General features: G+C 56.9%; 31 protein-coding genes, 1 rRNA gene and 1 riboswitch. Of the genes, 27 read left to right on the forward strand and 5 right to left on the reverse strand.

Features of this window, described 5'->3' with window-relative positions:
• Positions 1 to 84, forward strand: a 23S ribosomal RNA gene (locus tag PV407_RS25625); the annotation flags it as partial.
• A gap of 130 nt (positions 85 to 214) precedes the next feature.
• Here the strand turns inward: PV407_RS25625 and PV407_RS25630 are convergent.
• Positions 215 to 736 (reverse strand): hypothetical protein, encoded by a 522-nt coding sequence (locus PV407_RS25630; protein WP_332092845.1) that lies wholly within the window; start codon positions 734 to 736, stop codon positions 215 to 217.
• A gap of 281 nt (positions 737 to 1,017) precedes the next feature.
• On the opposite strand from PV407_RS25630, the gene PV407_RS25635 reads away from it, so the two are divergent.
• The 10 genes from PV407_RS25635 (at position 1,018) to rsmI (ending at position 8,592) form a co-directional block, all read left to right on the forward strand.
• Positions 1,018 to 1,221, forward strand: coding sequence for a sigma factor G inhibitor Gin (locus PV407_RS25635; protein ID WP_332092846.1), 204 nt, complete (start codon positions 1,018 to 1,020; stop codon positions 1,219 to 1,221).
• Positions 1,222 to 1,342: 121 nt separating this feature from the next.
• Positions 1,343 to 2,803, forward strand: coding sequence for an aminotransferase class I/II-fold pyridoxal phosphate-dependent enzyme (locus PV407_RS25640; protein ID WP_332092847.1), 1,461 nt, complete (start codon positions 1,343 to 1,345; stop codon positions 2,801 to 2,803).
• A 76-nt stretch (positions 2,804 to 2,879) separates the two neighbouring features.
• Positions 2,880 to 3,539, forward strand: coding sequence for a dTMP kinase (gene tmk, locus PV407_RS25645; protein WP_332092848.1), 660 nt, complete (start codon positions 2,880 to 2,882; stop codon positions 3,537 to 3,539).
• A gap of 160 nt (positions 3,540 to 3,699) precedes the next feature.
• Complete coding sequence (locus tag PV407_RS25650) at positions 3,700 to 4,029, forward strand: cyclic-di-AMP receptor (protein ID WP_120751337.1); 330 nt, start codon at positions 3,700 to 3,702, stop codon at positions 4,027 to 4,029.
• Between the two features lie 36 nt (positions 4,030 to 4,065).
• Positions 4,066 to 4,512, forward strand: a complete 447-nt coding sequence (locus tag PV407_RS25655; RefSeq protein WP_332092849.1) for a YaaR family protein — start codon at positions 4,066 to 4,068, stop codon at positions 4,510 to 4,512.
• Between the two features lie 63 nt (positions 4,513 to 4,575).
• On the forward strand, positions 4,576 to 5,544 hold the full coding sequence (holB, locus tag PV407_RS25660; RefSeq protein WP_332092850.1) for a DNA polymerase III subunit delta': 969 nt from the start codon (positions 4,576 to 4,578) through the stop codon (positions 5,542 to 5,544).
• Positions 5,545 to 5,602: 58 nt separating this feature from the next.
• A complete protein-coding gene (locus PV407_RS25665; RefSeq protein WP_332092851.1) occupies positions 5,603 to 6,406 on the forward strand; it encodes a PSP1 domain-containing protein in 804 nt (267 codons plus the stop codon).
• A gap of 29 nt (positions 6,407 to 6,435) precedes the next feature.
• Positions 6,436 to 6,789: a DNA replication initiation control protein YabA gene (yabA, locus tag PV407_RS25670; RefSeq protein WP_332092852.1), complete on the forward strand. Its 354-nt coding sequence runs from the start codon at positions 6,436 to 6,438 to the stop codon at positions 6,787 to 6,789.
• Between the two features lie 118 nt (positions 6,790 to 6,907).
• Positions 6,908 to 7,711, forward strand: coding sequence for a tRNA1(Val) (adenine(37)-N6)-methyltransferase (locus PV407_RS25675; protein WP_332092853.1), 804 nt, complete (start codon positions 6,908 to 6,910; stop codon positions 7,709 to 7,711).
• A complete protein-coding gene (gene rsmI / locus PV407_RS25680) occupies positions 7,708 to 8,592 on the forward strand; it encodes a 16S rRNA (cytidine(1402)-2'-O)-methyltransferase (RefSeq protein WP_332092854.1) in 885 nt (294 codons plus the stop codon). The genes PV407_RS25675 and rsmI overlap by 4 nt, the downstream gene beginning before the upstream one ends.
• Positions 8,593 to 8,714: 122 nt before the next feature.
• On the opposite strand, the gene PV407_RS25685 is transcribed toward rsmI, so the two are convergent.
• The gene (locus PV407_RS25685) at positions 8,715 to 8,978 is read right to left on the reverse strand and encodes an AbrB/MazE/SpoVT family DNA-binding domain-containing protein (RefSeq protein ID WP_120751344.1); all 264 of its coding nucleotides are present in this window, start codon (positions 8,976 to 8,978) and stop codon (positions 8,715 to 8,717) included.
• A 464-nt stretch (positions 8,979 to 9,442) separates the two neighbouring features.
• Here PV407_RS25685 and PV407_RS25690 point away from each other — a divergent pair, with 464 nt between their 5' ends.
• Positions 9,443 to 10,735, forward strand: a complete 1,293-nt coding sequence (locus PV407_RS25690; RefSeq protein WP_332092855.1) for an HD domain-containing protein — start codon at positions 9,443 to 9,445, stop codon at positions 10,733 to 10,735.
• A 122-nt stretch (positions 10,736 to 10,857) separates the two neighbouring features.
• Positions 10,858 to 11,628 carry a TatD family hydrolase gene (locus tag PV407_RS25695; protein WP_332092856.1) on the forward strand — a complete coding sequence of 257 codons (771 nt, stop codon included), beginning with the start codon at positions 10,858 to 10,860 and terminating at the stop codon, positions 11,626 to 11,628.
• Between the two features lie 112 nt (positions 11,629 to 11,740).
• On the opposite strand, the gene PV407_RS25700 is transcribed toward PV407_RS25695, so the two are convergent.
• Entirely contained in the window at positions 11,741 to 12,952 is a 1,212-nt protein-coding gene (locus tag PV407_RS25700) for an ABC transporter permease (RefSeq protein ID WP_332092857.1), read from the reverse strand.
• The gene (locus PV407_RS25705) at positions 12,949 to 13,695 is read right to left on the reverse strand and encodes an ABC transporter ATP-binding protein (RefSeq protein WP_332092858.1); all 747 of its coding nucleotides are present in this window, start codon (positions 13,693 to 13,695) and stop codon (positions 12,949 to 12,951) included. Before PV407_RS25705 ends, PV407_RS25700 begins: the two co-directional genes overlap by 4 nt.
• 276 nt (positions 13,696 to 13,971) lie before the next feature.
• Positions 13,972 to 14,130, forward strand: a riboswitch (cyclic di-AMP (ydaO/yuaA leader).
• A 276-nt stretch (positions 14,131 to 14,406) separates the two neighbouring features.
• Between PV407_RS25705 and PV407_RS25710 the strand changes: the two genes are divergently transcribed.
• From PV407_RS25710 to PV407_RS25765, 12 genes are all read left to right on the forward strand, one after another.
• The gene (locus PV407_RS25710) at positions 14,407 to 15,546 is read left to right on the forward strand and encodes a ubiquitin-like domain-containing protein (protein ID WP_332092859.1); all 1,140 of its coding nucleotides are present in this window, start codon (positions 14,407 to 14,409) and stop codon (positions 15,544 to 15,546) included.
• Positions 15,547 to 15,678: 132 nt separating this feature from the next.
• On the forward strand, positions 15,679 to 16,266 hold the full coding sequence (gene rnmV / locus PV407_RS25715; protein WP_332092860.1) for a ribonuclease M5: 588 nt from the start codon (positions 15,679 to 15,681) through the stop codon (positions 16,264 to 16,266).
• Positions 16,244 to 17,140 (forward strand): 16S rRNA (adenine(1518)-N(6)/adenine(1519)-N(6))-dimethyltransferase RsmA, encoded by an 897-nt coding sequence (rsmA, locus tag PV407_RS25720; protein ID WP_332092861.1) that lies wholly within the window; start codon positions 16,244 to 16,246, stop codon positions 17,138 to 17,140. The genes rnmV and rsmA overlap by 23 nt, the downstream gene beginning before the upstream one ends.
• 55 nt (positions 17,141 to 17,195) lie before the next feature.
• Positions 17,196 to 18,059 (forward strand): sporulation peptidase YabG, encoded by an 864-nt coding sequence (yabG, locus tag PV407_RS25725; protein ID WP_332092862.1) that lies wholly within the window; start codon positions 17,196 to 17,198, stop codon positions 18,057 to 18,059.
• 219 nt (positions 18,060 to 18,278) lie between these two features.
• Entirely contained in the window at positions 18,279 to 18,554 is a 276-nt protein-coding gene (gene veg / locus PV407_RS25730; RefSeq protein WP_110843831.1) for a biofilm formation stimulator Veg, read from the forward strand.
• A 127-nt stretch (positions 18,555 to 18,681) separates the two neighbouring features.
• Entirely contained in the window at positions 18,682 to 18,870 is a 189-nt protein-coding gene (locus tag PV407_RS25735; protein WP_332092863.1) for a small, acid-soluble spore protein, alpha/beta type, read from the forward strand.
• Positions 18,871 to 18,980: 110 nt separating this feature from the next.
• A complete protein-coding gene (gene ispE / locus PV407_RS25740) occupies positions 18,981 to 19,835 on the forward strand; it encodes a 4-(cytidine 5'-diphospho)-2-C-methyl-D-erythritol kinase (protein WP_332092864.1) in 855 nt (284 codons plus the stop codon).
• A 79-nt stretch (positions 19,836 to 19,914) separates the two neighbouring features.
• Positions 19,915 to 20,754 carry a pur operon repressor gene (gene purR, locus PV407_RS25745; protein ID WP_332092865.1) on the forward strand — a complete coding sequence of 280 codons (840 nt, stop codon included), beginning with the start codon at positions 19,915 to 19,917 and terminating at the stop codon, positions 20,752 to 20,754.
• On the forward strand, positions 20,751 to 21,143 hold the full coding sequence (locus tag PV407_RS25750; protein WP_332092866.1) for a RidA family protein: 393 nt from the start codon (positions 20,751 to 20,753) through the stop codon (positions 21,141 to 21,143). The genes purR and PV407_RS25750 overlap by 4 nt, the downstream gene beginning before the upstream one ends.
• 115 nt (positions 21,144 to 21,258) lie before the next feature.
• A complete protein-coding gene (gene spoVG / locus PV407_RS25755; protein ID WP_110843786.1) occupies positions 21,259 to 21,543 on the forward strand; it encodes a septation regulator SpoVG in 285 nt (94 codons plus the stop codon).
• 126 nt (positions 21,544 to 21,669) lie between these two features.
• The gene (gene glmU / locus PV407_RS25760) at positions 21,670 to 23,070 is read left to right on the forward strand and encodes a bifunctional UDP-N-acetylglucosamine diphosphorylase/glucosamine-1-phosphate N-acetyltransferase GlmU (RefSeq protein WP_332092867.1); all 1,401 of its coding nucleotides are present in this window, start codon (positions 21,670 to 21,672) and stop codon (positions 23,068 to 23,070) included.
• Between the two features lie 72 nt (positions 23,071 to 23,142).
• Positions 23,143 to 23,790, forward strand: a complete 648-nt coding sequence (locus tag PV407_RS25765) for a 50S ribosomal protein L25 (RefSeq protein ID WP_332092868.1) — start codon at positions 23,143 to 23,145, stop codon at positions 23,788 to 23,790.
• A 102-nt stretch (positions 23,791 to 23,892) separates the two neighbouring features.
• Here PV407_RS25765 and PV407_RS25770 read toward each other — a convergent pair whose 3' ends face one another.
• Positions 23,893 to 24,093, reverse strand: a complete 201-nt coding sequence (locus PV407_RS25770) for a hypothetical protein (protein ID WP_332092869.1) — start codon at positions 24,091 to 24,093, stop codon at positions 23,893 to 23,895.
• A 110-nt stretch (positions 24,094 to 24,203) separates the two neighbouring features.
• Here PV407_RS25770 and pth point away from each other — a divergent pair, with 110 nt between their 5' ends.
• A complete protein-coding gene (pth, locus tag PV407_RS25775) occupies positions 24,204 to 24,764 on the forward strand; it encodes an aminoacyl-tRNA hydrolase (protein ID WP_332092870.1) in 561 nt (186 codons plus the stop codon).
• Positions 24,765 to 24,897: 133 nt separating this feature from the next.
• Positions 24,898 to 25,128: an anti-sigma-F factor Fin family protein gene (locus PV407_RS25780; RefSeq protein WP_332092871.1), complete on the forward strand. Its 231-nt coding sequence runs from the start codon at positions 24,898 to 24,900 to the stop codon at positions 25,126 to 25,128.
• Positions 25,129 to 25,215 lie beyond the last annotated feature (87 nt).

The raw sequence follows: 25,215 nt of genomic DNA on the forward strand, positions 1-25,215 counted from the left end.
TAGACGACCAGGTTGATAGGTTCGGGGTGGAAGCGCAGCAATGCGTGCAGCTGACGAATACTAATCGGTCGAGGGCTTATCCAAAACATCGTTTCACTCGTTCGTTTCGCATTCAGTTTTCAGGGAGCAATAGAGCACCGACAAGCCGCGTCTTCAAGACGCGGTTTTTTGTTTTTCTTGCGCTGGAACGACAAAAAGCCCGAGCGAAACGGGCTTACTGAACGTAATAAGAAGTATCGGCTGCATTAATTTTAAGCAGCCCCGGTTTTTTGACATGCCGCAGCATGAAAAAAATCCAGTACCGGGGAAGCAAGTACCAAATATGAAGGGCAAGCAGCGCCGACCAATGCGCTTCCCCGATCCACGGATACAGACAGCACACAACGGCGCAGCCGATCCACAGCAGCTGATGATGGATGAGGATGACGATCCGGAGCGGAACATGCTGCTCGGGCAGCAACCCGAGCCACGGAAATCGCCAACCGTAAGACCAAGGGCTGCGCTGATCGGGAACGAGCAGCCTCGTATACAAAGCGGCGAGCGCGCTGTACAGCAAAGGAAGCAGCAGCAGTCCTCCCGCGAATGAGGCGAGCACGTAAACGGACGTGGACGCCGCCCACAAGACGGCCGCCGGCAGCAGCAGCAGCCCGTAAAGCAGCAGCGGCAGCGGACGGTGCCGCACTTTTTTCACGAGCGTGAAGTTATAGATCGTGGAGTCTTTGTCCAACCGGTGCAAGCGAAAACCTCCCGACAAGAAGGCCTGCCCGTCCTGCGTCGTACCGGACCGGCCATTAGTCTCTATTATAATGCGATCGCCCCGCACGCAAAAGCATTTTCTCGCCCCGCTCGGCTGTTCGCGTCACGGAGGCACCATTCGCCCAGCCGTCACATACGTTAATGCATAACCTTCGCCATCCAAAAGTCCGATTAACGGTAAAAAATTTTAAAAAATCGGCCTATTCTAGTTTAAGAGAATAGAAAATGTGGCATACTGGTAGAGAAAAGGCGGTGAATTGAATGGAACAAACGGAACAACAGCAAGAAACGCTTCTGAATACGTGCATCATTTGCGATCATCCGAAGCCGTACGGCATCATGATTTGCTCCGAATTCATATGCGACGAATGCGAAGCGGAAATGGTGAAGACGGACGTACTCGACGCGAAATATCCTTTTTTCATTCATCGGATGAACAAGATTTGGTATAAAATGAACGCGTAAAGCGTGCGATAGCTTCAAATTGCGGCAAAGGTCTTTCTTTCGCGGAAGAGGCCTTTTTTGCTTTTTCGGGATCCTTTCTTGTATTGTTGTAGAAGCGGAACAATCGCAAGGAGGGATCGCCATGGACGAACGAACGATGCCGCTGCTGGGCGCGCTTTTACGGCATAAGCGGTCGGCCCATACGGCGCTGCACGTGCCGGGACACAAGTCGGGCAAAGGGGTGCAGCCGGCCGCCGACATTTTGCGCGAGCTGATGACGATCGATTTGACGGAGCTTACCGGATTGGACGATTTGCACGCTCCGGAAGGCGTGATCGACGAGGCGCAGCGGCTTGCGGCGGCGTGCTTCGGCGCGGAGGAGACGCTTTTTCTCGTAAACGGCAGCACGGTCGGCAACATCGCCGCGATTTTATCGCTGTGCATGCCCGGAGACGTATTGCTCGTGCAAAGAAACGCGCATAAGTCGGTCATTCACGGTTTGATGCTGGCCGGAGCGAAAGCGGTATTTCTGGCGCCGCGTCACGATGCGGAATCGGGACTGCCGGGCGGAGTGGCCGCGGAGGAGCTGGAGCTCGCGTTGCGGCGCTATCCGGACGCCAAAGGCGTTTTCATTACAAATCCGAACTATTACGGCATGGGGGGCGACGTGCGCCGGTTGGCCGATCTCGCGCATGCCTACGGGAAGCCCCTGATCGTCGACGAAGCTCACGGAGCGCATTACGGATTTCATCCGGACGTGCCGCCGTCGGCGCTGCAGGGCGGCGCGGACCTAGTCGTCCAATCGACGCATAAAATGCTCACCGCCATGACGATGGGCGCGATGCTGCATATGCAGGGCGGCCGAATCGACCGCGACATCGTGAAGCAGCGGTTATCGATGCTGCAAAGCTCGAGTCCTTCGTACCCGATCATGGCGTCGCTCGATGCCAGCCGGCAGTTGGTCCAGACGGAAGGGCGAACGTGGCTGGAACGCGGGCTGCATGCCGTCGGCCGACTGTACGCCGCTCTTGCGCAGCGGCCGTGGTATCGTTCGATCGCCGGCGCTCCGACGCCCGCATACGAAACGAAGGATCCGTTCAAGGTCGCGGTTTCGGATGCGACCGGTACGTTGGACGGGTTTCGGCTGCGCGACGAGCTGGAGAAGAAAGGCATCATGCCGGAAATGGCCGATCCCCGTTATGTGCTGCTTGCGTTCAGTCCGGCTTCGGATGAAGAGGACGCCGAACGGACGGCCGACGCGTTGGAACGGATTGCCGACGAGTACGGACTGCCGGGCAAGACGACTGCGCGGCCGCGCTCGGATGACGGGGCAAGCTTCGTGTATCCGGGCGGCTGCTCGGAGCCGGTCGCCTTCGGGCTCGACAATCGCGCGGAAACGATGCCGGTACCGGTTGCCGAAGCCGCGGGCAAACTGGCGGGCGAAATGGTGATTCCGTATCCGCCCGGAATTCCGGTATTGTATGCCGGCGAGCGGATAACCGAAGAAACGGCGCGTTATTTGCGAAGCTTGTCCGAGAGGGGCGCCCGTTTTCAAGGTGCGACCGACCCCAAGCTCCATACGATTCGCATACGGTTGCGATGACGATCCGGCAGGAAACGGAGATGCGGGCAACGAATTGAATGAATAAGCCGAAAACGATGCGGATAGGAGAACGGTAGTGACGAACAAAGGCGTATTTATTACAGTCGAGGGCGGAGAAGGGGCCGGAAAGACGTCGGCCGTCCGTTCCATGGAGACGATTTTGCAAAAACACGGCTTCGAGACGGTCGTCACCCGCGAGCCGGGCGGCATTCCGATCGCGGAGCAAATTCGCGAGGTCATTCTGGACCGGCGCAACACGGAAATGGACGGCCGAACGGAAGCGCTGCTGTATGCGGCGGCGAGGCGGCAGCATCTCGTCCAGAAAGTGATTCCGGCTTTGCGCGAAGGGAAGGCGGTGCTGTGCGACCGTTTTATCGACAGCAGCCTGGCTTATCAAGGCTATGCCCGCGGACTCGGGATCGACGAAGTGTTGGACATCAACCGGTTCGCGATCCGGGACACGATGCCGGATTTGACTTTGTTCCTCGACGTGACCCCGCGAATCGGGCTCGAACGCATTCAGTCGAATCGGCAGCGCGAGGTCAATCGGCTCGATTTGGAAGCACTCGCCTTTCACGAGCGCGTTCGCGAAGGGTATAGGCTGCTGCTGCAGCGGTACCCCGACAGAATCGTGCGAATCGACGCCGATCGTCCGGAGGCGGACGTCGTTCGCGATTTAAACGATGCGATGGTCGAGCGGTTGGGGCTGCGGGCCGGCGGCTGGAACAATCGGTAGCGAAATGGTGTATAATAGAAGGAAGCTGCACCTTCCGGGAAAAACCGGAGTTTCCATTCAATAGATGCATCCAATGGCATTGTAAACGTTTTCTTTTCGATTGTGATATACTGGATGCAGGTGCCGTGCAGCCTAAACCGATATCAAGGAGGTAATGCTTATGAAGCTTGTCATTGCGGTCGTTCAGGATAAAGATAGCAACCGTCTGTCGAATGCGCTCGTCAAGGAAGGGTTTCGCGCGACCAAGCTGGCCAGTACGGGCGGATTTTTGAAAGCCGGCAATACGACGTTCATGATCGGGATCGAGGACGAACGGATCCATGAAGTATTCCAAGTGATCAAGGCGAACTGCAAAGTGCGCGAGCAGCTCGTTACGCCCGTTTCGCCGATGGGCGGCACGACCGATTCGTACATTCCGTTCCCGGTCGAAGTGCAGGTCGGCGGCGCCGCCGTATTCGTTTTGCCGGTAGAACGGTTCGAGCATTTCTAAAAGCGATTCCCTATATAAAGGAAGGAAAAACGTACCGTGAAAATCAATCCCGGCTTGCGTCCGTTCGGCAAGCAGCTCCCGCTGGCCGACAGTCCGGCGGCACCGCCGGTCGCCTCCAAAAGCTTCTCCGACATGCTGAACCAGCAAAACGGCAAAGCGGATGCCGAGCAGCTGCAGCGGATGCTTCAACAGATTCAGCTGCAAGGCGAACGGCTGAGCAAATCGATGACGGTTCGCGAGCTGCGCGCCTACAAGCTGCTCGTGAAGCAGTTTCTGGAAAGCACCGTTCGCAAAGGAGTCGGCATTAAAGATACGACCGGATGGGACCGCCGCGGACGCACCAAACGGTATAAGCTGCTCGAAGAAATCGATCGGCACTTGACCGCGCTCGCCGACGATCTGCTCGAAACGGAAGAAGGCAAAATCGAGCTGCTCGGCAAAGTCGGCGAAATTCGCGGGCTGCTGATCAACTTGTTTTATTAACGACTGTTCCCCGAAAGGATGTTGCTTTTCGGGGGAGTTTCCGTCAAGATGGAGAGAACCGAGATGAACTTTCAAACGATACCGGGACAAGCGAGGGCGAAACGGCTGCTGCAAAACGGCCTGCGTTCGAACAAGCTGTCCCATGCCTATATATTCGCCGGTCCGTCCGGCAGCGGCAGGAAAGAAACGGCCAGGGCATTCGTCGCGGCGTTGTTTTGCAGCCGGAACGCGGACGACGCCTGCGGGGAATGTCTCGCCTGCCGCAAGCTGGCGCACGGCAACCATCCCGATCTGTACTGGGTCGAGCCGGACGGAGCGACCATCAAAATCGATCAAATTCGCGAGCTGCAGCAGCAGTTTGCTTACCGTTCGTCCGGTTCGGGCACGAAAGTGTACGTGCTGAACGAAGCGGACCGAATGACGGTTCAGGCGGCGAACAGCCTTCTGAAATTTTTGGAGGAGCCGCAAACGCCGACGATCGGCATTCTTATAACGGAGAACGGACAAGCTCTCCTGCCGACGATCCAGTCCCGCGCCCAATGGGTGCAATTTTATCCGCTGCCTCCGGAACAGATGAAGCAGACGCTGCTGGCCGAAGGTCTCGCTCCGGAGCTCGTGGGCGTCGCCGTTCGGCTTGCGGCCGGAGTGGAGGCGGCACGCGCGCTTATCCAAATAAATTGGTTTGCAGAAACGAGAAACGTGATGATACAATTAATGAAGGATCTTGCCGCCAGGCAGCCTTTTATCGTCTCCGTTCAGCAGAAGGTGATGAAATCCGAAGTCGCCGAACATTTGGACACGCTGTTCGATATGATTATGTTGTGGTACAAAGACCTGATTCATGTATTGCACGGTTCGAAATCAAGCATCGTTTATATAGATCAGGAGGACACGTTGGCGAAGCTGGCCTTTACGCGGGATACGGGCGATTGGGTCGGCTGCATGGAGCAGGCGGTTCAGGCGCGCAAACGTCTGCGTTCCAACGCGAACGCGCAGCTTGTCCTGGAGCAATTTCTGATCGCGGTCAAGTAAGCCGGGTATCGCTTACGAAGTAAACTTTGCATCCGCAAAGTTCTCAGGAGGGGAGCAGGTGTACAACGTCGTAGGAGTCCGTTTCAAGAAAGCGGGCAAAGTATATTATTTCGATCCGTCGGATCTGCCTATACATCAAGAGGACGCGGTCATCGTCGAAACGGCCCGTGGCGTCGAGTACGGCAAAGTCGTAATCGGTAAACGCACCGTCGGGGAATCCGATGTCGTCCTTCCTTTAAAAAGAGTGATTCGCGTCGCCGACCAGACGGACGCCAGGCTTGTCGAAGACAACAAGAACGCGGCCCGAGGCGCGATGGCGACCTGCCAGGAGAAAATAAAGGAACATCAGCTGAAAATGAAGCTGGTGGACGTTGAATATACGTTCGATCGCAACAAAATCATTTTTTACTTTACGGCGGAAGGCCGCATCGACTTCCGCGAGCTGGTCAAAGATTTGGCCGGCATTTTCCGGACGCGCATCGAGCTGCGCCAAATCGGCGTGCGGGACGAAGCCAAAATGCTCGGCGGCATCGGTCCTTGCGGACGCATCTTGTGCTGCTCCTCGTTTCTCGGCGATTTCGAGCCGGTTTCGATCAAAATGGCGAAAGACCAAAATTTATCGCTCAATCCTACGAAAATATCCGGGCTGTGCGGCCGGTTGATGTGCTGTCTCAAATACGAGCACGACCAATACGAAAGCGGCAAGCAGGAAATGCCGAAAGTCGGCAGCGTCGTCATCACGTCGATGGGCAACGGCAAAGTCGTCAGCTTGAACGTGGAAAACCGGACGGTGAAGGTGCAATTGTTCGATTCGGGCAAAGTCGAGCTGATGCCTTGCGACGATGTCGTGGAACAAGATTAACCGATAGCTTCGGCGCTCGAGGTGCAGACGTGGAAAAAAAGGACTTGTTTACGCAAATGCATCAGCTGGAAGAGCAGATGGGCGGCATGCATCAAACGATCGGTTCTTTGAAGCAGGAAGTCGTCCGATTGCTTGAAGAAAATAAAAGACTCAGCATCGAAAACCAGCAGCTGCGCAAGCTGCTTCGCCGGGAAGGCGAGGCGGGGGAGCTTCCCGCGAGCGACCAGCCGGAGAAATCCGCCAAAGAGACGCCGGCCGTCGGAGAAGGCTACGAAAATTTGGCCCGGCTGTACGCGGAAGGATTTCATATATGCAACGTGCATTACGGACATTTGCGAACGGAGAAAGATTGTCTGTTCTGCCTTTCGTTTTTGAACAAATAGGTCGGCTGGAAACAAACCGTACCGTAGAGACCGTGTTCGGAAGGCCGTCAACCGGCGGCGGCCCGAACCGCTCTACGGTTTTTTCGCCCTTGCCGCGGAGAGGAGATACCGGAACGACATGGAGACGAACACGCCCGGGCTGAAGCCCGGCGAACGGCTCGACGATTTGCTGACGCACGATTTGCGGATTATTCAAAGCGACGACGTATTCAGCTTCTCGCTGGACGCCGTGCTGCTCGCCCGATTTTGCAGCGTGCCGCCGCGCGGGCGAATCGCCGACTTATGCACCGGCAACGGCGTCATCCCGCTGCTGCTCGCCACGCGCGGAAACGCCGAAGTCGTCGGCGTCGAAATTCAAGAGCGGCTGGCCGATATGGCTTCGCGCAACGTCGATATCAACCGATTGAACGGACGCATCCGAATCATTCATGACGATTTGAAACAAGTCCATGAAAAGCTCGGCTACGGGCAATTCGACCTTGTAACCGTCAATCCGCCGTATTTGCCCGTCGCTTCCGGCGACCGTAAAACGAACCCGTTTATCGCGGCCGCCCGGCACGAGCTGTTCTGCACGTTGGACGACGTGCTTGCCGCGTGCAGCCGGCTCGTGCGAACGGGGGGGAAGGTGGCCATGGTGCATCGTCCGGCGCGACTGGCGGAAATTATCGGCGGCATGCAGAAATACCGGCTCGAGCCGAAACGGATGCGCTTCGTTCATCCGCGCCAAGGCCAGGAGGCGAACATGGTGCTCGTCGAAGCGATACGCGACGGCAAGCCGGAGCTTCGCGTACTGCCGCCGCTGATCGTCCACGAGGGCGGGAGTTATTGTCAAGAGCTGCTTGACGTATACTATGGGCGCGCGGCCGAGTTGACGTCCGATCGGCCGGAGCCGGCGGAAGCCGCGAAAGGAGAAGGTCGATGAGCGCACAAATCCAAAAAAGCTATGAGTCCCGGGACGGGCAAGGGACGCTGTATCTGGTCGCCACGCCGATCGGCAACCTGGAGGACATGACGTTTCGCAGCGTGCGCATTTTGCGGGAGGTCGACTGCATCGCCGCCGAGGATACGCGGCAAACGCGAAAGCTGCTCACCCATTTCGACATACCGACGAGGCTCGTCAGCTATCACGAGCATAACAAGCAGGCAAGCGGACCGGAGCTGATCCGGCTGATCGGGGAAGGCCGCTCGATCGCCCTCGTGAGCGACGCCGGGATGCCGGCGATTTCCGATCCGGGCTACGATTTGGTGCGGCTTGCGGTCGAAGCGGGCATTGCGGTCGTGCCGGTTCCCGGAGCGAACGCGGCTTTGTCGGCGCTTATCGTATCGGGCTTGCCGACGGAACGATTTTTGTTCGCCGGTTTTTTGCCGCGGGACAAAAAGAAGCTGAAGGACGAGCTGGAACGGCTCGGACGCGTACAGGCGACGCTGCTGTTTTACGAATCGCCGCATCGGATCGTAAAAACGCTGCAGGCGATGCGGGACGTGTGGAACGATGCGCCGATCGCCGTCGTTCGCGAGCTGACGAAGCGCTACGAAGAAATCGTCCGCGGCACGATCGCCGAATGTCTGGAGCTGCTGCAAACGAAGGAAACGATCGGGGAATACTGCTTGGTCGTCGACCGGAACGAAGCCGAGGCATGGTCCGGCGAAGCGGACGGCCCCTGGTGGGAAGGGCTTACGATCGAGGAGCACGTAGACCGTTACGAGCGGGATACCGGCGATCGGAAAGAAGCAATGAAGCGGGCCGCCGCCGACCGGGGAGTGAGCAAGCGGGATATTTACGGCGCGCTCGTACGGAAGTGAAAAAAAAGATCCCCATGCGCAACGCCATCACATCGCGCCTGGGGATTACAGAGGAGATATATAAAGGTTAGAATTAACTTTGTCCGTATTTCTATTATAACCGATAATTCCGATTTTGTCTTTTAATTTGTCATAGAATTATAAATTTCTGCTAATTCGGCCAGACATTCTTTGCTGATCATTTTTCCTTTGAAATAGACGAGGTTGTCGGCGTTGCCCGTAAAGATGCAGGCGGGCTCGTATTTTTTGAGCATGATCCGCTCGCCGTCCACATAAATTTCGAGCGCGTCCTTCTCTCCGATTCCAAGAGTACGGCGAAGCTCTATCGGAATGACGACGCGTCCGAGTTCGTCAACTTTGCGTACAATACCTGTAGATTTCATCATGGTGCGCAGCTCCTCTCGATTATTCGTCATAATTCGACATTGTTTTCGACTTTAATCATACCAACGATTCCCATAACAGTCAATCGCATTTGAAACGTTTGGAAAAGGATTGACGCGCGCGAATTATTTGTAAATTGTAAAAGGTGTTGGTGCGAGCGGGTTTTCATAACGGTATGTATCGGCGCTGTCAACATAACTCGACATTATGGGTAAGAACAGAATAACAGAGCGATGATCGATTTGGAAGTCAAAAAGTGAATGATTTTCGACAATTAGCTGAAAGTTATGTCGAAGTTCGGCGGTTTTCAGCGGAAGTTTGTCGAAACTTCTTAACTTTCCATGTTCATAAGGTTGTTTTCGCGCCGATAGTATATACTTAAACTAGCAACGCTTCTATATATAAGGAAGCCTCTTCGCAAAAGCGACGCTCGAATCGAGCGAACTTGCCCTTACGGAGGTCGGGTATGGCTGCGCAATTAAGGGAAGAGAAAGTGTTCAAGGATCCGGTGCACAAATACATATACGTACAGGACGAAACGATCTGGAATTTAATCAATACGAAGGAATTTCAACGGCTTCGCCGGATTCGCCAGCTCGGCACTTCGTTCATGACGTTTCACGGCGCCGAACACAGCCGGTTTTCCCATTCCCTCGGCGTATACGAAGTCGCCCGGCGGATCATATCGCAGTTCGAACGCAACGGCTATGCCGACTGGCCGAAGGAAGAACGGCTGCTCTGCCTGTGCTCGGCGCTGCTTCACGACATCGGACACGGTCCTTTCTCGCATTCGCTCGAGCAGGTGTTCGGCACGAGCCACGAGGACTGGACCTGCAAGCTCGTGCTCGGCGATACCGAGGTGAACCGCGTGCTGTCCGCAGCCGATCCGGAGCTGCCGAAAAAAGTGTCGGACGTCATCTGCAAATCGTACGGCAAAGAAATCGTCGTCAGCCTGATCTCGAGTCAGCTCGATGCCGATCGGATGGATTATTTGCTCCGCGACGCTTATTATGCGGGCGTCAATTACGGTACGTTCGATCTGGAGCGCATTTTGCGGGTCATCCGTCCGTACAAAGGACATATCGTCGTGAAAGAAAGCGGCATGCATGCGATCGAAGACTATTTGATGTCGCGATATCAGATGTATTGGCAAGTATATTTTCATCCCGTTACGCGCAGCTCGGAAATCGTCCTCCGTAAAATATTCGAAAGGGCGAAAAAGCTTTATGGGGACAGCGGGTACGATTTCCGTTTTTTGTTAGGTCCGCTCGCGAAGCTGCTGGAGGGCGAGATGACCGTCGAAGATTACGCGGAGCTGGACGAAGCATACGTACAGATGACGATCAAGCAGTGGAGCAAGGAGCCGGATCCGATTTTGGCCGATCTGTGCGCCAGGTTTATGCACCGCAGGCTGTTTCAATATGTGGCGTTGGATAAAGTCGACGAATCGCTGGAAGCCGAATTGCGTGCGGGTATGCTTGCTTGCGGAATCGATCCGGATTATTATATGGGGATCGATTATTTGACCGACTTGCCTTACGACGTATACCGGCCCGGGGACGAAGAGGAAAGTTTGCCGATATGGCTGTTGGACGGGCAGGAACGCCTCGCGGAAATATCCCGAAAGTCCGACATTATCCGATCGATCGGCAGCATACACGGAGGCAAGCACCATATTTACTTTCCGGCCGAGCCGCTGCGCGACAAGCGCGACCGATTGCCGGCCGGGCTGCGGGACGTACTGCGGCTGGACGGGTAAGGCCGGACCGCTCCTTACTAAGGTTACGGGCATCGGTCCGCTTCGGTTCGATCGCGCAAGGATGTAACGTCAAAAAAAAAAGCGCCGCTTGTGGCGGCGAAAAAATAAGCACGGAGGCAACCATGTTAACGGACACGCATACGCATTTGAACGTGCGCCAATTCGACGCCGATCGGGACGACGTGATCGAGCGGGCGAGACAGAACGGCGTCAGCCGGATCATCAACATCGGCTTCAACCGCGAAACGATCCCGTCGTCGATCGAGCTGACGGAACGGTACGAGTTTATTTATTCGACGGTCGGCTGGCATCCGCAGGATGCGATCGATATGAAGGCGGACGACCTGGACTGGATCGAAGAGCTTTGCGCCAAAGACAAAGTGGTGGCGATCGGGGAAATCGGCCTCGATTATTACTGGGACACGTCGCCGAAGGACGTCCAGCATCGCGTGTTCCGCGAGCAAATCCGCCTCGCCCGGCGGCTCGGCATGCCGATATCGATCCATAACCGGGACGCCCATCACGACGTCGTTCAGCTGCTGAGAGAAGAAAAAGCCGAGGACGTGGGCGGGGTCATGCACTGTTTTTCGGGAAGCTGGGAAACGGCCAAGCTGTGCCTGGACATGAACTTTTACATTTCGTTCGGCGGCCCGATCACGTTCAAAAACGCCAAGCAGCCGAAGGACGTTTTGGCGCAGGTGCCGCTCGACCGACTGCTTCTCGAGACCGACGCTCCTTATCTGACCCCGCATCCGCACCGGGGCAAACGGAACGAAACCGGCTATGTCCGGCTTGTGGCGGAAGCGGCGGCGGAGATCAAAGGGATGTCGCTCGAGGAAATCGCCCGAATAACGTCGGACAATGCGACGCGGCTGTTTCAACTGCAAAATTAATGAAAATTTTAAAAATCCCCCTCGGCGGCCGGACGCGATAAGCGTTTTTGGGCCAAGCCGAGCGGGGATTTTTCGTTAACCCTTGCATGATGTCTGCTTCGCGTCTTCGCCTTTACCGCTTGTCCTTCGCGGAGCGGCCGCCGCGCGAGCGAAAGGCGAAAGCGGCTGCTCCGCCGATCAGCGGCAGAGCCGGCAGCCACGGCGCGAATACGTCCGGCCGGAACATCGGCAGCGCCAGCAGCGCCGCTTGCGCAAGCTGCGCCGCCAGCGCGACCCGGGCGGCCGCCGCCGGTCTTTGCGCCGCCGGAATCGGATAAAGCGCCGGCCAGACGGAATGCCGGTGAAACCGGACGAGCGCGGACAGCTGAACGTGCGTCACGACGAGAAACAGCGCGTATACGCCCGCGAACAGCCATGTGCCCTTCACGGCGAGCAGGATGATAAGCGCAAGCAGCGTCAGCCTCGTCATAATGCCGAACAGCTCCGAGCGAAGCAGCGTCAGCGCGTACAAATAGCGGAACGCGTTGTCCTTCCGCAGCGGGAGCAGGTTCGCAAGCCGGGACAGCAGGCGCCGCGGCTTTACACGGTTCGGCAAATCGTCGACGTCGACGAACCAGTTGAAAAACAGCAGCAGCGTCGTGCGATGACTGGCTTCCTTCAACCGCAAATACGGCCAGTTGACGGGCAGCTTTCGCGACCGCAGCGACCACCCCCCCATCAAGGCGAAGGCGGCGACGAAGGCGATGCCGCCGGCGACGAAGCCGTACCGGTACAGCGAATAAAGGACGATAAAGTCGGCCAGCCAGCGCGCGGCCCGGAACGAGGCGCGGTTTCCGGCCCGGACGAACGAGCTTTCCGTCCAACCGCCGAGCAGGTTCGCGAATTTCAGCGCCAGCGCGAACAAGACGAGCGCGACGTAGGGCAGCGCTTCGCTCCCGGATCCGTGCCGGTACAGCGGCATTCCGGCCGAGACGGCGAACACGGCGGCGAAGCCTTGCGTCACGAAGCTGTACAGCAGCGCGCCACGGAAATAAGCCCCCATCCGCGCTTCCATCGGCAGCAGGAAGACGAGATCCGCCTCCTTCAGCAGCGTGCGGATCGGGCTGACGGCCATGAAGGGAGCGAGCCAGCACGCAAGGACGACGGCGTATGGAAAATCGTCCGGAATACGTTCCAGCGTCCGGCCGTACAAATAGGAGGAGACGATGAATGCGACGAACAGAAACAAAAAAAATCCGCTTTGCCCCGCATAAAACGTATAGCGCGCCACGAGCCTCGTATGCGCGGCAAGACGGTCTTTCCACAGCCGTTTCGCCGGATTCATGAGGCGCCGCCTTTCACAATCGCGTAGAACAGCTCGTCCAGCGTCGCTTCCCCGCCGGCGCCGGCGAATTCGCGCAGCTCGCCCAGCGTTCCTTTCGCCGCGATTCGACCCCGGTGCAGCACGACATACCGGTCGCAATACGTCTCCAGCGTGGATAAGATGTGCGAGCTGATCAGAAACGAAGCGCCTTTGTTTTTGCGCTCCACCATCAGATCGAGAAGCGACCGGATGCCGAGCGGGTCGAGGCCGAGAAACGGCTCGTCGATGACATAGAGCGGGGGTTCGACAAGAAAGGCGTTCATGATCATGACTTTCTGCCGCATCCCTTTCGACAAAGTTTGGGGAAACGCGTCAAGCTTGGCGGTCATGTCGAATTGCTCGGCAAGCCGCGCGGCGCGGCTCTCGAACCGGTCGTCCGCCAGCCCGTAGGCCATCGCGCTCATGCGCAAATGCTCGCGAATCGTCAGCTCCTCGTACAGCTCCGGCGCCTCGGGCACATATGCGAACGAGCCGCGATAGCGGGTGGCGTCGTCGGCCGCCCGCAGCCCCATGACGCGGACGAAGCCTTCCTGCGGGGCGAGCAGCCCGAGAATATGCTTGATGGTCGTGCTTTTGCCGGCTCCGTTCAGCCCGATCAGGCCGACCATTTCGCCCGGCGCTATCGAGAAATCGAGCTCGCGGATGACCGGGCGGTTCCAGATGTAGCCCCCGGACAAATTTGAAACCTCTAGCGTATAATCCATTTTTTACCTCCGTTTCGGAAGCGGTCTTTCCTCTCCATCATACCATTTTTGACCGAAAATCCGCATCCGCCGGAGGAGGACGAAGCGAAAAGAGGCCGTTAGACGAAGCCATAAAAGGTTCTGACGAAGAAAAACAGCGATTTGTTTCACAAAAAAAGTGAAATATCACACATTTTTCGCTTTTTCGCGAAAAAACCGGCTTTTCATCCTCTTTACAGGTTTTTCATAAGGCTTTAATATAACGATCATAATGATTCGAAACCAAATACCGCCATCGACTTCCTATCGCTGAGTTTCCGTAAGGGAAACGGGGGAACCAAAGGTTCATGGGGTGAATTTCAAGCAGAGGGCATATGGATCGGCTCCAACGCTTGAATAGGGCGACTCTCGCGTCCGAACCCGTCAGCTAACCTCGTAAGCGTGAAGAGAGAGGCACGATTGTCGGGCATAGATGCAGCCCCGTACCGGGATAAGCATTGTTTAACTGCCGCGAGAAGAGTCCTCTTCATCCGCGGCTTTTATTTTCGGTCTTTGTTCGATAATCGAAAATATTCCTAAGCGGACTAATCTGGCAGAAGTCGGCATCCATTCAGCTCCGACATGCAATCCGACCGATGGCGAAGCGAATCATCCAAATTGAATCCAGATCGCGTCAATTCCAGTCATGCGTAACATTATGGCGGCGAGAACTGATGAAGGAGGACCGCAGAAGTGGGCGTTATTCCTACCGAAGAAACCCATGTAAAACGATCATCCAGCATGTCTTTCGCAATGCGATGGAAGCATGAAAACTTGCGCCCGATCCTACTTAGCGCTTTGTTTTCGATCGTGATGGCAGTCATGTTTGCACTGCTTTTGTACGGAATATCTATCAAGCAAGTGGAGCTTGTCGTCGGAGGGGAAACGAAGCAGTTCAAGACGAGACAGTCGACGCTGTCCGCTTTTCTCGCCGAGCAGCAAATCGCGGTGGGCGAGTACGACAAAGTATCGGCCGCCATGGACGCGAAGCTGAAGCACGGCGACAAGTTCGTCATCGAGCGGGCCGTCCCCGTTCAGCTGACGGCCGACGGCAAGACGGAAACGCGCTATACGGTGGCGAAGACGGTCGAGGGAGCGCTCGAGGAGCTTCAAGTGGAGCTCGGCGAGCTGGATAAGCTGACCCCGGCCAAGGAGGAACCGATCACGTTCAATACCCCGATCCAGATCGTGCGGGTACAGAAGCTGATCGAGGAGCAAACCGAGCCGATTCCGTTCGATACGGTGAAAAAGAACGACCCGAATTTGCTCAAGGGCAAAGAGCAGGTCGTGACGGAAGGCAAGGAAGGCGTTCTCGAGAAAACGGTCGAGAAAGTATTCGAGGACGGCCAGCTGGTCGCCGAAAACGTCGTCGATACGAAAGTCGCGCAAGAAAGCGTTAACCAGATCGTCGCGCTCGGCACGAAAAATCCGGTCGTCGTCTTGTCGGCCGCTTCTCCGAACATCGACGAGGTGACGAAGGGCGACGTCAAGTTCGCCTATAAGCAAATTTTGAACAACGTCACGTTGACGGCTTATTCCATCGACCCGAAGTCCACGGGCAAAACGAGCGATCATCCGCAATACGGAATTACGGCTTCGGGCACGAAGGTGAGCGAAGGCCGCACGATCGCCGTCGATCCGAAGGTGATTCCGATCGGCTGGTGGGTCTACATCGAAGGGATCGGACTCCGCCGTGCGGAGGATACCGGCAGCGCCGTGAAAGGCAATATTATCGACGTTTATTTCGAAAACCCCGATTACGCCAAACGGTTCGGCATGAAGCGGGGCTACAAAGTATACGTGATCGGCAAGGAAAAGCCGACCGCGAATTGAACCGCCGGTTTGCCGTGCAAAAATGATTTGATTACGCGGGCCGGACTCGGGTATATTGTAAATAAACTTGCACGTAACGAAGAAGAGGCGAGCCCTCTTCTTTTTGTTCGTATGAAAGGAAATCCGACTGTTATGATTCGAGAAATCATCGTCGTCGAAGGGCGGGACGACACGGTTGCCGTGCGCCGGGCGGTCGACGCCGAAACGATCGAAACCGGCGGCTCGGCGATCGGCGAGGACGTCATCGCGCGCATCGCCATGGCGCAGCAGCGCCGAGGGGTCATCATCTTTACCGATCCGGATCATGCCGGCGAGCGGATACGCAAAATCGTCTCGGCCCGGGTGCCCGGCTGCAAGCATGCATTCATTACGCAGGAGGAAGCGACGAGGAAGAAAGATATCGGCGTGGAAAACGCCTCGAAGGAGGCGATCGTCCGGGCGCTGCAGCATGTGCGCACGGAGATGCGGCCGGACGAGGCGGACGGCGCCGGCATTACGATGGAGGACTTGATGGATGCCGGCCTGCTCGTTCATCCGCAGGCGGCCGCGCGCCGGCTCGAAATGGGCAAGCTGCTCGGCATCGGCTACTGCAACGGCAAGCAATTTTACAAACGGTGCCGGATGTTTCGCATCGGGCGAGAGGAATTCGCCGAGGCGTACAGGCGAATGTCCGCCGCGCCGGAAGGGGGAACGCGCGATGAACGACCGTCAGGCGGCTGACGTAGCCAGCCCGAACCGGACGAAGGAAGTGATCCGGAAGCACGGCTTTACGCTGAAAAAAAGTCTCGGACAAAACTTTTTGACCGATGCGAACATTTTGCACAAAATCGCCGCGAGCGCCGGGCTCGATTCCGCCAAAGGGGTGCTCGAGATCGGCCCGGGCATCGGCGCGCTTACGCAGCAGCTCGCCAAGGCGGCGGGCAAGGTCGTGGCCGTCGAAATCGACGGCCGGCTGCTGCCGATTCTCGAGGAGACGCTGGCGCCGTATCCGCACGTATCCGTCGTCCACGGCGACGTGCTGAAGATCGATCTGGACGCGCTGTGGCGGGAGCATTTCTCCGGCTGCTCGAAAGTCAGCGTCGTGGCCAATTTGCCGTATTACGTGACGACGCCGATCATCATGAAGCTGCTGGACCGCAAGCTGCCGCTCGAATACATCGTCGTCATGATTCAGCGCGAAGTCGCCGAGCGGATGTCCGCCAAGCCGGGAGGGAAAGAATACGGCAGCCTCAGCATAGCGGTGCAGTATTACGCGGAGACGGAAATCGTGGCGATCGTGCCGCCGACCGTGTTCATTCCGCAGCCGAACGTCGACTCCGCGGTGATTCGGCTGAAGCTGCGGGAAGCCCCGCCCGTGCATGTCGAGGACGAGGCGCTGTTTTTCGACGTCGTGCACGCCTGCTTCGCCCAGCGGCGCAAGACGATTTCCAACAACCTGCTGGCCGGATTGTTCGACAAAGCGTCGAAGCCGGCCATGGAAGCGATATTGGCCGACTGCGGCATCGATCCGTCCCGGCGCGGAGAAACGCTGGCGATCGACGAATACGCGCGGCTCTCCAACGCCATTCTCGCCTATCGGAGGCAAAGCCGGTAACGGCGCACCAATCGAGGCAATCGCCCATAAGATAGGGAGGGGAGGCGATTGTGGCATGAAGCAAGGAGAACTGGTCGTCCGGAAGTCCTACGGCGGCGACGTCATTTTTAAAATCGCCGCGCTGGAAGGTAGCCGCGCAGTGCTGAAAGGAGTCGACTTCCGTCTGCTGGCCGATTCTCCGCTCGCGGACTTGCAGCCGGCCGGCGGTTTGCAGCCGCTCCGGCAGCAATACTCGCAGATGAAGGTGAACGAGTCGCTGCGCGAGCTGGCCAAGTTCCGGATGTGGCAGCGGGAGAAGCGGCAGACGGAGCTGGGCGGCGCGGAGCCGATACCGCACGCCTATTTCGAGCTGCCGGGGAAGGTGCTGCACCTGGACGGCGATCCGACGTATTTGCGCAAAAGCATGGCGCTGTACGGGGAGTTTCGCGTTCCGGCGGAAGGGTATTTCGTGGCGGAGCCGAACATGGCGCACGCGCTGTACCGGCTGCTGCCCCAGGTGAGGCCGGATATTGTCGTCATTACGGGGCACGACGGCATTTTGAAGCATATTAAAAATCGGGATATGAACGATTTGAGCAGCTATAAAAATTCGCATAATTTCGTGAACGCGATTCATACGGCCCGGCAGTACGAACGGGATATGGATTCGCTGACGATCGTCGCGGGCGCCTGCCAGTCGCATTTCGAAGCGCTGCTGAAGGCGGGAGCCAACTTCGCCAGCTCGCCGGCGAGAGTGCTCATCCATGCGCTCGACCCGTCCTGCATCGCGATCAAGACGGCGTTCACGTCGGTCCGGGAAACGGTCAATATCGCCGACGTCATCCGCAACACGATCAGCGGCTTCGACGGCGTCGGCGGCGTGGAAACGCGGGGCAGCTACCGACTCGGACTGCCGAAATTGACGACGCAGCTTACCTGAAAAGTGCCGAAAGGTGCTTTTTTCTTTTTTTTGTGAAAAAAATGGATAAGATTTGAACGTTTTGTGAAAAGTAAAAGGGACAAATACCCAAAAAATCGAAAAAACGCGGTCGAAAAGGCGTTGACAATAACTTTGGTTCATTGATATAATATTTAGTTTAATTTGACATACTACCTCTGGATGAGTTATAATAGACAAGGAAAGAGGTGGTAGCTCACAATGGCTAAAAATGCGCTGTTGGAAATCAAACGCAGTTTGGAAGCCCATGTCGGGCAGAAGATCATGTTGCGGGCAAACGGGGGCCGTCGAAAGACGATCGAACGCTCCGGAGTGTTGGAGGAAACCTACCCTTCTGTCTTTATCGTCAAGCTGGATCAGGACCAGCACGCATTTAAACGGGTGTCTTACAGCTACGCGGACATTTTGACCGAATCGGTCGAAGTGACGGTATGCCAGGATGAGGGACAAGTCCGAATCACCTATATTCAACATTAACCATGATGCAGCCAGGCGGCGAAACGAATCGTTTCGCCGCTTTTTTCGCATAATAGGCGTAATCCCGATCAAAGGACGAAGCTTTGGGGATCCGAAGGTTCGTCCCATACAAGGAGGCTGAACGCGAATGGGCCGCAGAAGACGCGGAGTGATGTCCGAGCAGTTCAAGGACGAGCTCGCCAAAGATTTGGGGTTTTACGGCACGGTCGAGCGGGAAGGTTGGGGAAGCATCCGCGCGAAGGACGCCGGCAACATGGTCAAGCGCGCCATCCAGCTCGCCGAGCAGCAGCTGGCGAACCGTACGCCGAGGCGGTAAGGGCGAACGAACGTCCCGCATAAAGCTAAAGCAGAACGCGCTGCTTTAGCTTTTCTTTATGCCGTTTGATATAATATGGAAAGTTATCGCTTCGGTAAAGGTTGTGGATTATGAAAATATACGAGAAGGCGCCGGCGAAAATCAATCTGCTGCTCGACGTGCTGCGCAAGCGGGACGACGGGTACCACGAAGTGGAAATGATCATGACGATGATCGATTTGGCCGACCGTCTGGAAATGCAGGAGCTTCCGCGCGATACGATCATTATTTCCAGCCAGGCCGGTTACATTCCGCTCGACGAGAAAAACTTGGCGTTTCAGGCAGCTAGGCTCATTAAAGAGCGCTACGACGTCCGAAGTGGCGTCTATATACATTTGAATAAACGGATTCCGGTCGCCGCGGGGCTCGCCGGCGGAAGCAGCGACGCCGCCGCCGCGCTGCGCGGCCTGAACCGGCTTTGGAAGCTCGGCATTTCGACGGAGGAGCTGCAGAAGCTCGGAGCGGAGCTCGGCTCGGACGTTCCGTTCTGCGTGACCGGCGGCACGGCGATCGCCCGGGGAAGGGGCGAGAAGCTGGAGCCGATCGAAGCGCCGCCCCAATGCTGGGTCGTGCTGGCCAAGCCGCCGATTCACGTATCGACGCAGGAAATATACGGGCGTCTGCAGGCGGGCGCGATCGAGCGTCATCCGTCGACGGCCGACATGCTGCGGGCGATCCGGGAGAAACGGTTTGCGGATATGTGCAGAGCGATGGGCAACGTGCTCGAGGACGTTACGATCCGGCACTATCCGGAAGTGAAGCAGATCAAAGATTTGATGCTGAGGCTCGGGGCCGACGGGGCGATGATGTCGGGGAGCGGGCCGACCGTATTCGGGCTCGTCCAGAAGCAGTCGAAGGTGGCGCGCATTTACAACGGGCTGAGAGGGTTTTGCAAAGATGTGTACGTCGTCCGTCTGCTGCCGTAAGCGGTTGCGAAAACCCGTATGAAAGTGATATATTCGGTGTATATTATTCGGAATTTTGCGGTCGTGGGGGGAGAGGCGCGTGAAAAAACTGAAACGAAGTGCCCGATTGGTGGAAATGACGCAATATTTGCTGTTCCGCCCCCACACGTTAATACCGCTTACCGTATTCGCGGAACGGTACGCTTCCGCCAAATCGTCGATCAGCGAAGATTTGGCGATCATCAAGGAGGCGTTCGAGGAGGAAGGGCTCGGCGAGCTGCATACGCTGGCCGGGGCGGCCGGCGGAGTCAAGTTCACGCCGAAAATATCGAAAGCGGCCTCGCTGGACATTTTCGGCGAAATCAGGCAGCAGCTCGAGCAGCCTGATCGCATATTGCCCGGCGGTTATTTATATATGAGCGATATGCTGGGGCAGCCGGCGCTCGTGAACGAGATCGGCAAAATGTTTGCGACCGCCTTCGCCGACAAGCCGCTCGACGTCGTCATGACGGTCGAGACGAAAGGGATCCCTCTGGCGTACGCCACGGCGTCGCTGCTCAACCTGCCGGTCGTCATCGTGCGCCGCGACAATCGGGTGACGGAAGGATCGGCCGTCAGCATCAATTACGTGTCCGGTTCGACGAAGCGCATCTCGACGATGTCGCTCGGCCGCCGGGCGCTTAAGGAGCAGTCGGGCGTCCTGATCATCGACGACTTTATGCGCGCCGGCGGGACGATCCAGGGGATGATCGATCTGCTGCGGGAATTTCGCGCCACGGTGCAGGGCGTCGGCGTTTTCGTCGAGTCGGCGGAGGTGGACGAGCACCTGATCGAGGATTACGTGTCCATCGCCAAGCTGGCCGGCGTCGATCCGAAGACGAAGCAGACGTCGGTGCTGCCGGGGAGCTATTTTCATATCGAAAGGGAGAATGCAACATGACGATTCAAATCGTATCGACCGCGAAGGCGCCCGCCGCCATCGGGCCGTATTCGCAAGCGGTCGCGTTCGGAGACTTGATCTTTACCTCGGGACAAATTCCGCTCGGGCCGGACGGCCGGCTCGTGGAGGGCGGCATCGAGGAGCAGACGCATCAGGTGTTCCGCAACTTGTCCGCCGTGCTGAAGGAAGCGGGAGCGACGTTCGCGAGCGTGCTCAAAGCGACCGTATTCATCAAGGACATGAGCCAGTTCGCGACGGTTAACGAAATTTACGCCTCGTACTTCGGCGACCATAAGCCGGCCCGGTCTACCGTTGAAGTGGCGCGGCTTCCGAAGGATGTTCTTGTCGAAATCGAACTGATTGCAACGAAAGTTGTCGAAAAAGTTTAAATAGAAAATTAAATCTAAAAAAATGTGATTTTTTCGGAAATTTCTAGGAGGAATCTGCATTGTGATGTGGAAGTATACTACCCAAGTCTCGCATAGTCAAAGGTGGTGAACACAATTGCAGATTACTGATGTACGTCTTCGCCGGGTAAACTCCGAGGGGAGAATGAAAGCGATTGCTTCCATTACGATCGACAACGAATTTGTCGTTCACGACATTCGGGTCATCGACGGAAACAACGGGATGTTCGTGGCCATGCCGAGCAAGCGGACGCCGGACGGCGAGTTCCGCGATATCGCCCATCCGATTTCATCCACCACTCGCGAGAAAATTCAAGCGGCCGTTTTGGCCGAATACGACCGGGTATCCAGCGAGGAAGAAGTTATCGAAGAAGGAGCCTGAACTAATGCGACAGTGAAGAGAGCCTGACATTCGGCTCTCTTTTCTTTTGAATAAAAGTGCGATATAGTCGGATAGGGAATCCGTACAAAGCTTTTCATCGAAAGAGAGCGGAAGGAGAATGGAGCCATGCGTATATTTGGAATTGTGCTGGCCGCCGGCCAAGGCAAGCGGATGAAATCGAAGCTGTACAAAGTGCTTCATCCGGTTTGCGGCAAGCCGATGGTCGGCCACGTGCTTGATGTTCTGGAAGCGGTTCGGGTCGATCGAAAAGTGGTCATCGTCGGTCACGGCGCGGAAGCGGTTCAAGCCTACGTCGGCGATCGCGCGGAATTCGCCCTGCAGGCGGAGCAGCTCGGCACCGGGCATGCCGTATCGATGGCGCGGCCGATGCTTGAGTCGGAAGACGGGATTACGGTCGTCATCTGCGGAGATACGCCGCTCATCCGGCCGGATTCGCTGGAAGCGATGATCCGGATGCATGTCGAGCAAGGAGCCGCGGCAACGCTCATGAGCGCGAGCCTGGAAGCTCCGGGCGGCTACGGACGCGTCGTGCGCAACGCCCAGGGCGGCGTCGAGCGCATCGTGGAGCAGAAAGATTGCTCGCCGGAGGAGGACGCCATCCGGGAAATCAACGCGGGCACGTACTGCTTCGACAACCGCAAGCTGTTTGCGGCGCTCGCCCATGTGAAGAACGACAATTCTCAAAACGAATACTATTTTACCGATGTTATCGGTATTTTGCGCGGGCAAGGGGAAAAGGTGCTCGCCTATTGCACGAACGATCCATCCGAATGGATCGGGGTCAACGACCGGATCGCCTTGTCGGAGGCGGAAGCGTTTATGCGCCAGCGGATCAATCGCGCTCATATGGCGAACGGGGTGACGATCGTCGATCCTTCGGCGACGTATATCGAGAAGGACGTCGTCATCGGCGCGGATACGGTATTGCTTCCGGGGACGGCGCTGCGGGGCAGGACGGTCGTCGGCGAAGACTGCCGGATCGGACCGAACTGCGAATTGACCGATACGATCGTCGGCAGCGGCGTCGACATCAAGCAGTCCGTGCTGTCCGAGGCGGAAGTCGGCGACGGCAGCTCGGTAGGGCCGTTCGCTTATTTGCGTCCCGGCGCGAAGCTGGCCGGCCGGGTCAAAATCGGCGACTTCGTCGAAATCAAAAACGCGTTTCTCGACGAAGGCGTCAAAGTGTCGCACCTCAGCTATGTGGGCGACGCGGAGATCGGCAAAAACGTCAACGTCGGCTGCGGCGCGATTACGGTCAATTTCGACGGCTTCAACAAGCATAAGACGATCATCGGCGACGATGCGTTTATCGGCAGCAACGTCAATCTGGTCGCGCCGGTGACGGTCGGCAAAGGCGCGTTCGTCGTCGCGGGCTCGACGATTACGAAGGACGTGGCGGACAACGATATGGCGATCGCCCGCGAACGGCAAACGAACAAAGCCGGCTATGCCGAAAAACTGCGGGGCCGATTCAAGGCGGCGAAGGAAAACAAAAAGTCGCCCTGATGTTTCATACCTCCCCAAGATGGGTACATTAACATAGACTAGCCCATTTTGTCAGGAGGTATTCGACACGAAATGAAAACGACTTTGAAAGCCGAGACCAGGGACGGCGTCGTAACGAAATCCGATTTGAACAAAATGCGCGAGCAGGGCAAAGTGCCGGGAGTCGTTTACGGCAAAAAGGTGGCGAGCACGCCGATCGCCATCGACGAGAAGGAACTGAACGCGCTGCTGAGGCATCACCAGCACTCGATCGTCGAAATGGATATTCCCGGCAAAGGCAAATTTCCGGTTATGATTAACGGCGTTCAGCGCGACAGCCTGAAGCGCAGCCTGCTTCACATCGATTTCCATCAAATCAATATGGACGAACCGATTCGGGCGATGGTCGGACTCGAGTTTACGGGCGAATCGCCGGCCCAGCGCGAAGGCGGCGTGCTGACGGCGCTGCTTCACGAGGTGGAGGTGCGCTGCCTGCCCAACGATCTGCCGGGCTCGATCGCCGTGGATATCAGCGGCCTCGAGCTGGGCGGCAGCTTTCTCGCCAAAGATTTGCAGCTTCCGCCCGAGGTCGAGCTGAAGACGGACGAAAACTCCGTGCTCGCGACGATGTTGATCCCGCAGAAGGCGACCGAGGAGGCGGAGGCGGAAGCCGAAGAAGGCGGGAAAACGGCCGAGACGAAGGGCGCCGAGACCGAAGGAGAAGCGGTGGGGCGCGACTGATCGCGTCCGGCTGCGGCCAAAACGAGAGGGTTACGTTCCGATGCGGATCGTAACCCTTTTTTTCGGTTTATTGGAGAGGGGCTTTCCCTTTATGGGGGTGGATTAGTAGCCCGGACGGGAGACGAACGTATACAGTCCCCGGTTGTAATACGTGCTGTTCACCTTGATGAACGAATGCGTAACGCGCTCGACGTAACCGATGTCCCGGTGGGTTTGATCCAAATAAATTTGCACCGGAACCTTGGCTTCGATATGATCATTGAAATGGTGGTCTTCCGAGATGCGCTCGCCGTTTGAATACATGTAGCTCCACCCTCGCTTTAATTAGGATTTTGTTAGCATAGACAATCGAGCGCACGCTTTCGTTGCAGAAGCGGACGAAATTTTTTTTGGGAAAGGAACCGGTACTTGTTATGAAATGGATCGTAGGATTGGGCAATCCCGGGGCGTCCTACCGGAACAACAGACATAACGTCGGCTTCATGGTGATCGACCGGGCCGCGGAGCAATGGGGCATTACCGTCGGCCAGCACAAGTTCAAGGCGCTCGTCGGGGAAGGCCACGTGAAGGGGCAGAAGGTGTATTTGCTGAAGCCGATGACCTATATGAACTTGTCGGGGGAGTCGATGCGGGCGTTCATGGATTTTTACAAAGCGCCGCTGGAGGACTGCATCGTCGTTTACGACGACATGGACACGCCGTTCGGGCAAATCCGGCTTCGCTACCAAGGTAGCGCAGGCGGGCACAACGGCATCAAATCGATCATCCAGCATGCCGGCACGCAGTCGTTCAACCGGATTCGCGTCGGCGTTTCGCGTCCCGCTCCCGGCTACAGCATCGTCGATTACGTGCTCGCCGATTTTACGAAGGAAGAGGCCAAGACGCTGCCGGAGACGGTGCAGCTGGCGGTCGATGCGCTTGAGTTCGCGCTGGACAACAGCTTCGACAAAACGATGGCCAAGTTCAACGGGTAACAGTAAGAGCGAAGCTTTCCGAAAAGAAAAACGTCCTCCGAAGCCGGCGACAGGATGGCTAAGTTTGCGAATATCGGATCATACTAGTAAGCAAGCGAAGCAAAATGAGCGAATCGGCCAGGAGGACGTACCGATGACAGTCAAATACGTGTGCAGGCATTGCGCGGCGCCGCTCGGGGAAATCGACAATCCGCAGGTGAACGAGCTTCAGCTCGGGTTCCATTTCTTGACCCCCGAAGAGCGCAGCGATATAATTACGTATAGCCAGAACGGCGACGTGCTCGTCAAGCTTACGTGCGAGTATTGCCGCAAGGCGCTGGACGAACACCCGGAATTGAATATGGTCGCAAGTCCGCTTCAGTAGAGGATTGCCGCGATTGCGAGCACGGATCCGGCTTCGATCGAATGCGAATACTAGGCCTCGGTACATTCGCCCAGGCTTTCTTTTTGA

Origin of the sequence: Paenibacillus sp. GYB003 (assembly GCF_036577625.1) — a bacterium.
Lineage (GTDB): Bacteria > Bacillota > Bacilli > Paenibacillales > NBRC-103111 > Paenibacillus_AB.

What these genes read in the sequence shown, in the direction of transcription:
- PV407_RS25700 (WP_332092857.1), bottom strand. Translation starts at nt 12,952, where the DNA reads ATGAATCCGGCGAAACGGCTGTGGAAAGACCGTCTTGCCGCGCATACG.
- PV407_RS25640 (WP_332092847.1), top strand. Translation starts at nt 1,343, where the DNA reads ATGGACGAACGAACGATGCCGCTGCTGGGCGCGCTTTTACGGCATAAG.
- ispE (WP_332092864.1), top strand. Translation starts at nt 18,981, where the DNA reads ATGAAAATATACGAGAAGGCGCCGGCGAAAATCAATCTGCTGCTCGAC.
- rsmA (WP_332092861.1), top strand. Translation starts at nt 16,244, where the DNA reads ATGAACGACCGTCAGGCGGCTGACGTAGCCAGCCCGAACCGGACGAAG.
- veg (WP_110843831.1), top strand. Translation starts at nt 18,279, where the DNA reads ATGGCTAAAAATGCGCTGTTGGAAATCAAACGCAGTTTGGAAGCCCAT.
- pth (WP_332092870.1), top strand. Translation starts at nt 24,204, where the DNA reads ATGAAATGGATCGTAGGATTGGGCAATCCCGGGGCGTCCTACCGGAAC.
- PV407_RS25780 (WP_332092871.1), top strand. Translation starts at nt 24,898, where the DNA reads ATGACAGTCAAATACGTGTGCAGGCATTGCGCGGCGCCGCTCGGGGAA.
- PV407_RS25750 (WP_332092866.1), top strand. Translation starts at nt 20,751, where the DNA reads ATGACGATTCAAATCGTATCGACCGCGAAGGCGCCCGCCGCCATCGGG.
- PV407_RS25690 (WP_332092855.1), top strand. Translation starts at nt 9,443, where the DNA reads ATGGCTGCGCAATTAAGGGAAGAGAAAGTGTTCAAGGATCCGGTGCAC.
- PV407_RS25635 (WP_332092846.1), top strand. Translation starts at nt 1,018, where the DNA reads ATGGAACAAACGGAACAACAGCAAGAAACGCTTCTGAATACGTGCATC.
- PV407_RS25650 (WP_120751337.1), top strand. Translation starts at nt 3,700, where the DNA reads ATGAAGCTTGTCATTGCGGTCGTTCAGGATAAAGATAGCAACCGTCTG.
- yabG (WP_332092862.1), top strand. Translation starts at nt 17,196, where the DNA reads ATGAAGCAAGGAGAACTGGTCGTCCGGAAGTCCTACGGCGGCGACGTC.
- PV407_RS25675 (WP_332092853.1), top strand. Translation starts at nt 6,908, where the DNA reads ATGGAGACGAACACGCCCGGGCTGAAGCCCGGCGAACGGCTCGACGAT.
- PV407_RS25695 (WP_332092856.1), top strand. Translation starts at nt 10,858, where the DNA reads ATGTTAACGGACACGCATACGCATTTGAACGTGCGCCAATTCGACGCC.
- holB (WP_332092850.1), top strand. Translation starts at nt 4,576, where the DNA reads ATGAACTTTCAAACGATACCGGGACAAGCGAGGGCGAAACGGCTGCTG.
- PV407_RS25735 (WP_332092863.1), top strand. Translation starts at nt 18,682, where the DNA reads ATGGGCCGCAGAAGACGCGGAGTGATGTCCGAGCAGTTCAAGGACGAG.
- PV407_RS25705 (WP_332092858.1), bottom strand. Translation starts at nt 13,695, where the DNA reads ATGGATTATACGCTAGAGGTTTCAAATTTGTCCGGGGGCTACATCTGG.
- rsmI (WP_332092854.1), top strand. Translation starts at nt 7,708, where the DNA reads ATGAGCGCACAAATCCAAAAAAGCTATGAGTCCCGGGACGGGCAAGGG.
- glmU (WP_332092867.1), top strand. Translation starts at nt 21,670, where the DNA reads ATGCGTATATTTGGAATTGTGCTGGCCGCCGGCCAAGGCAAGCGGATG.
- rnmV (WP_332092860.1), top strand. Translation starts at nt 15,679, where the DNA reads ATGATTCGAGAAATCATCGTCGTCGAAGGGCGGGACGACACGGTTGCC.
- PV407_RS25770 (WP_332092869.1), bottom strand. Translation starts at nt 24,093, where the DNA reads ATGTATTCAAACGGCGAGCGCATCTCGGAAGACCACCATTTCAATGAT.
- PV407_RS25765 (WP_332092868.1), top strand. Translation starts at nt 23,143, where the DNA reads ATGAAAACGACTTTGAAAGCCGAGACCAGGGACGGCGTCGTAACGAAA.
- PV407_RS25685 (WP_120751344.1), bottom strand. Translation starts at nt 8,978, where the DNA reads ATGATGAAATCTACAGGTATTGTACGCAAAGTTGACGAACTCGGACGC.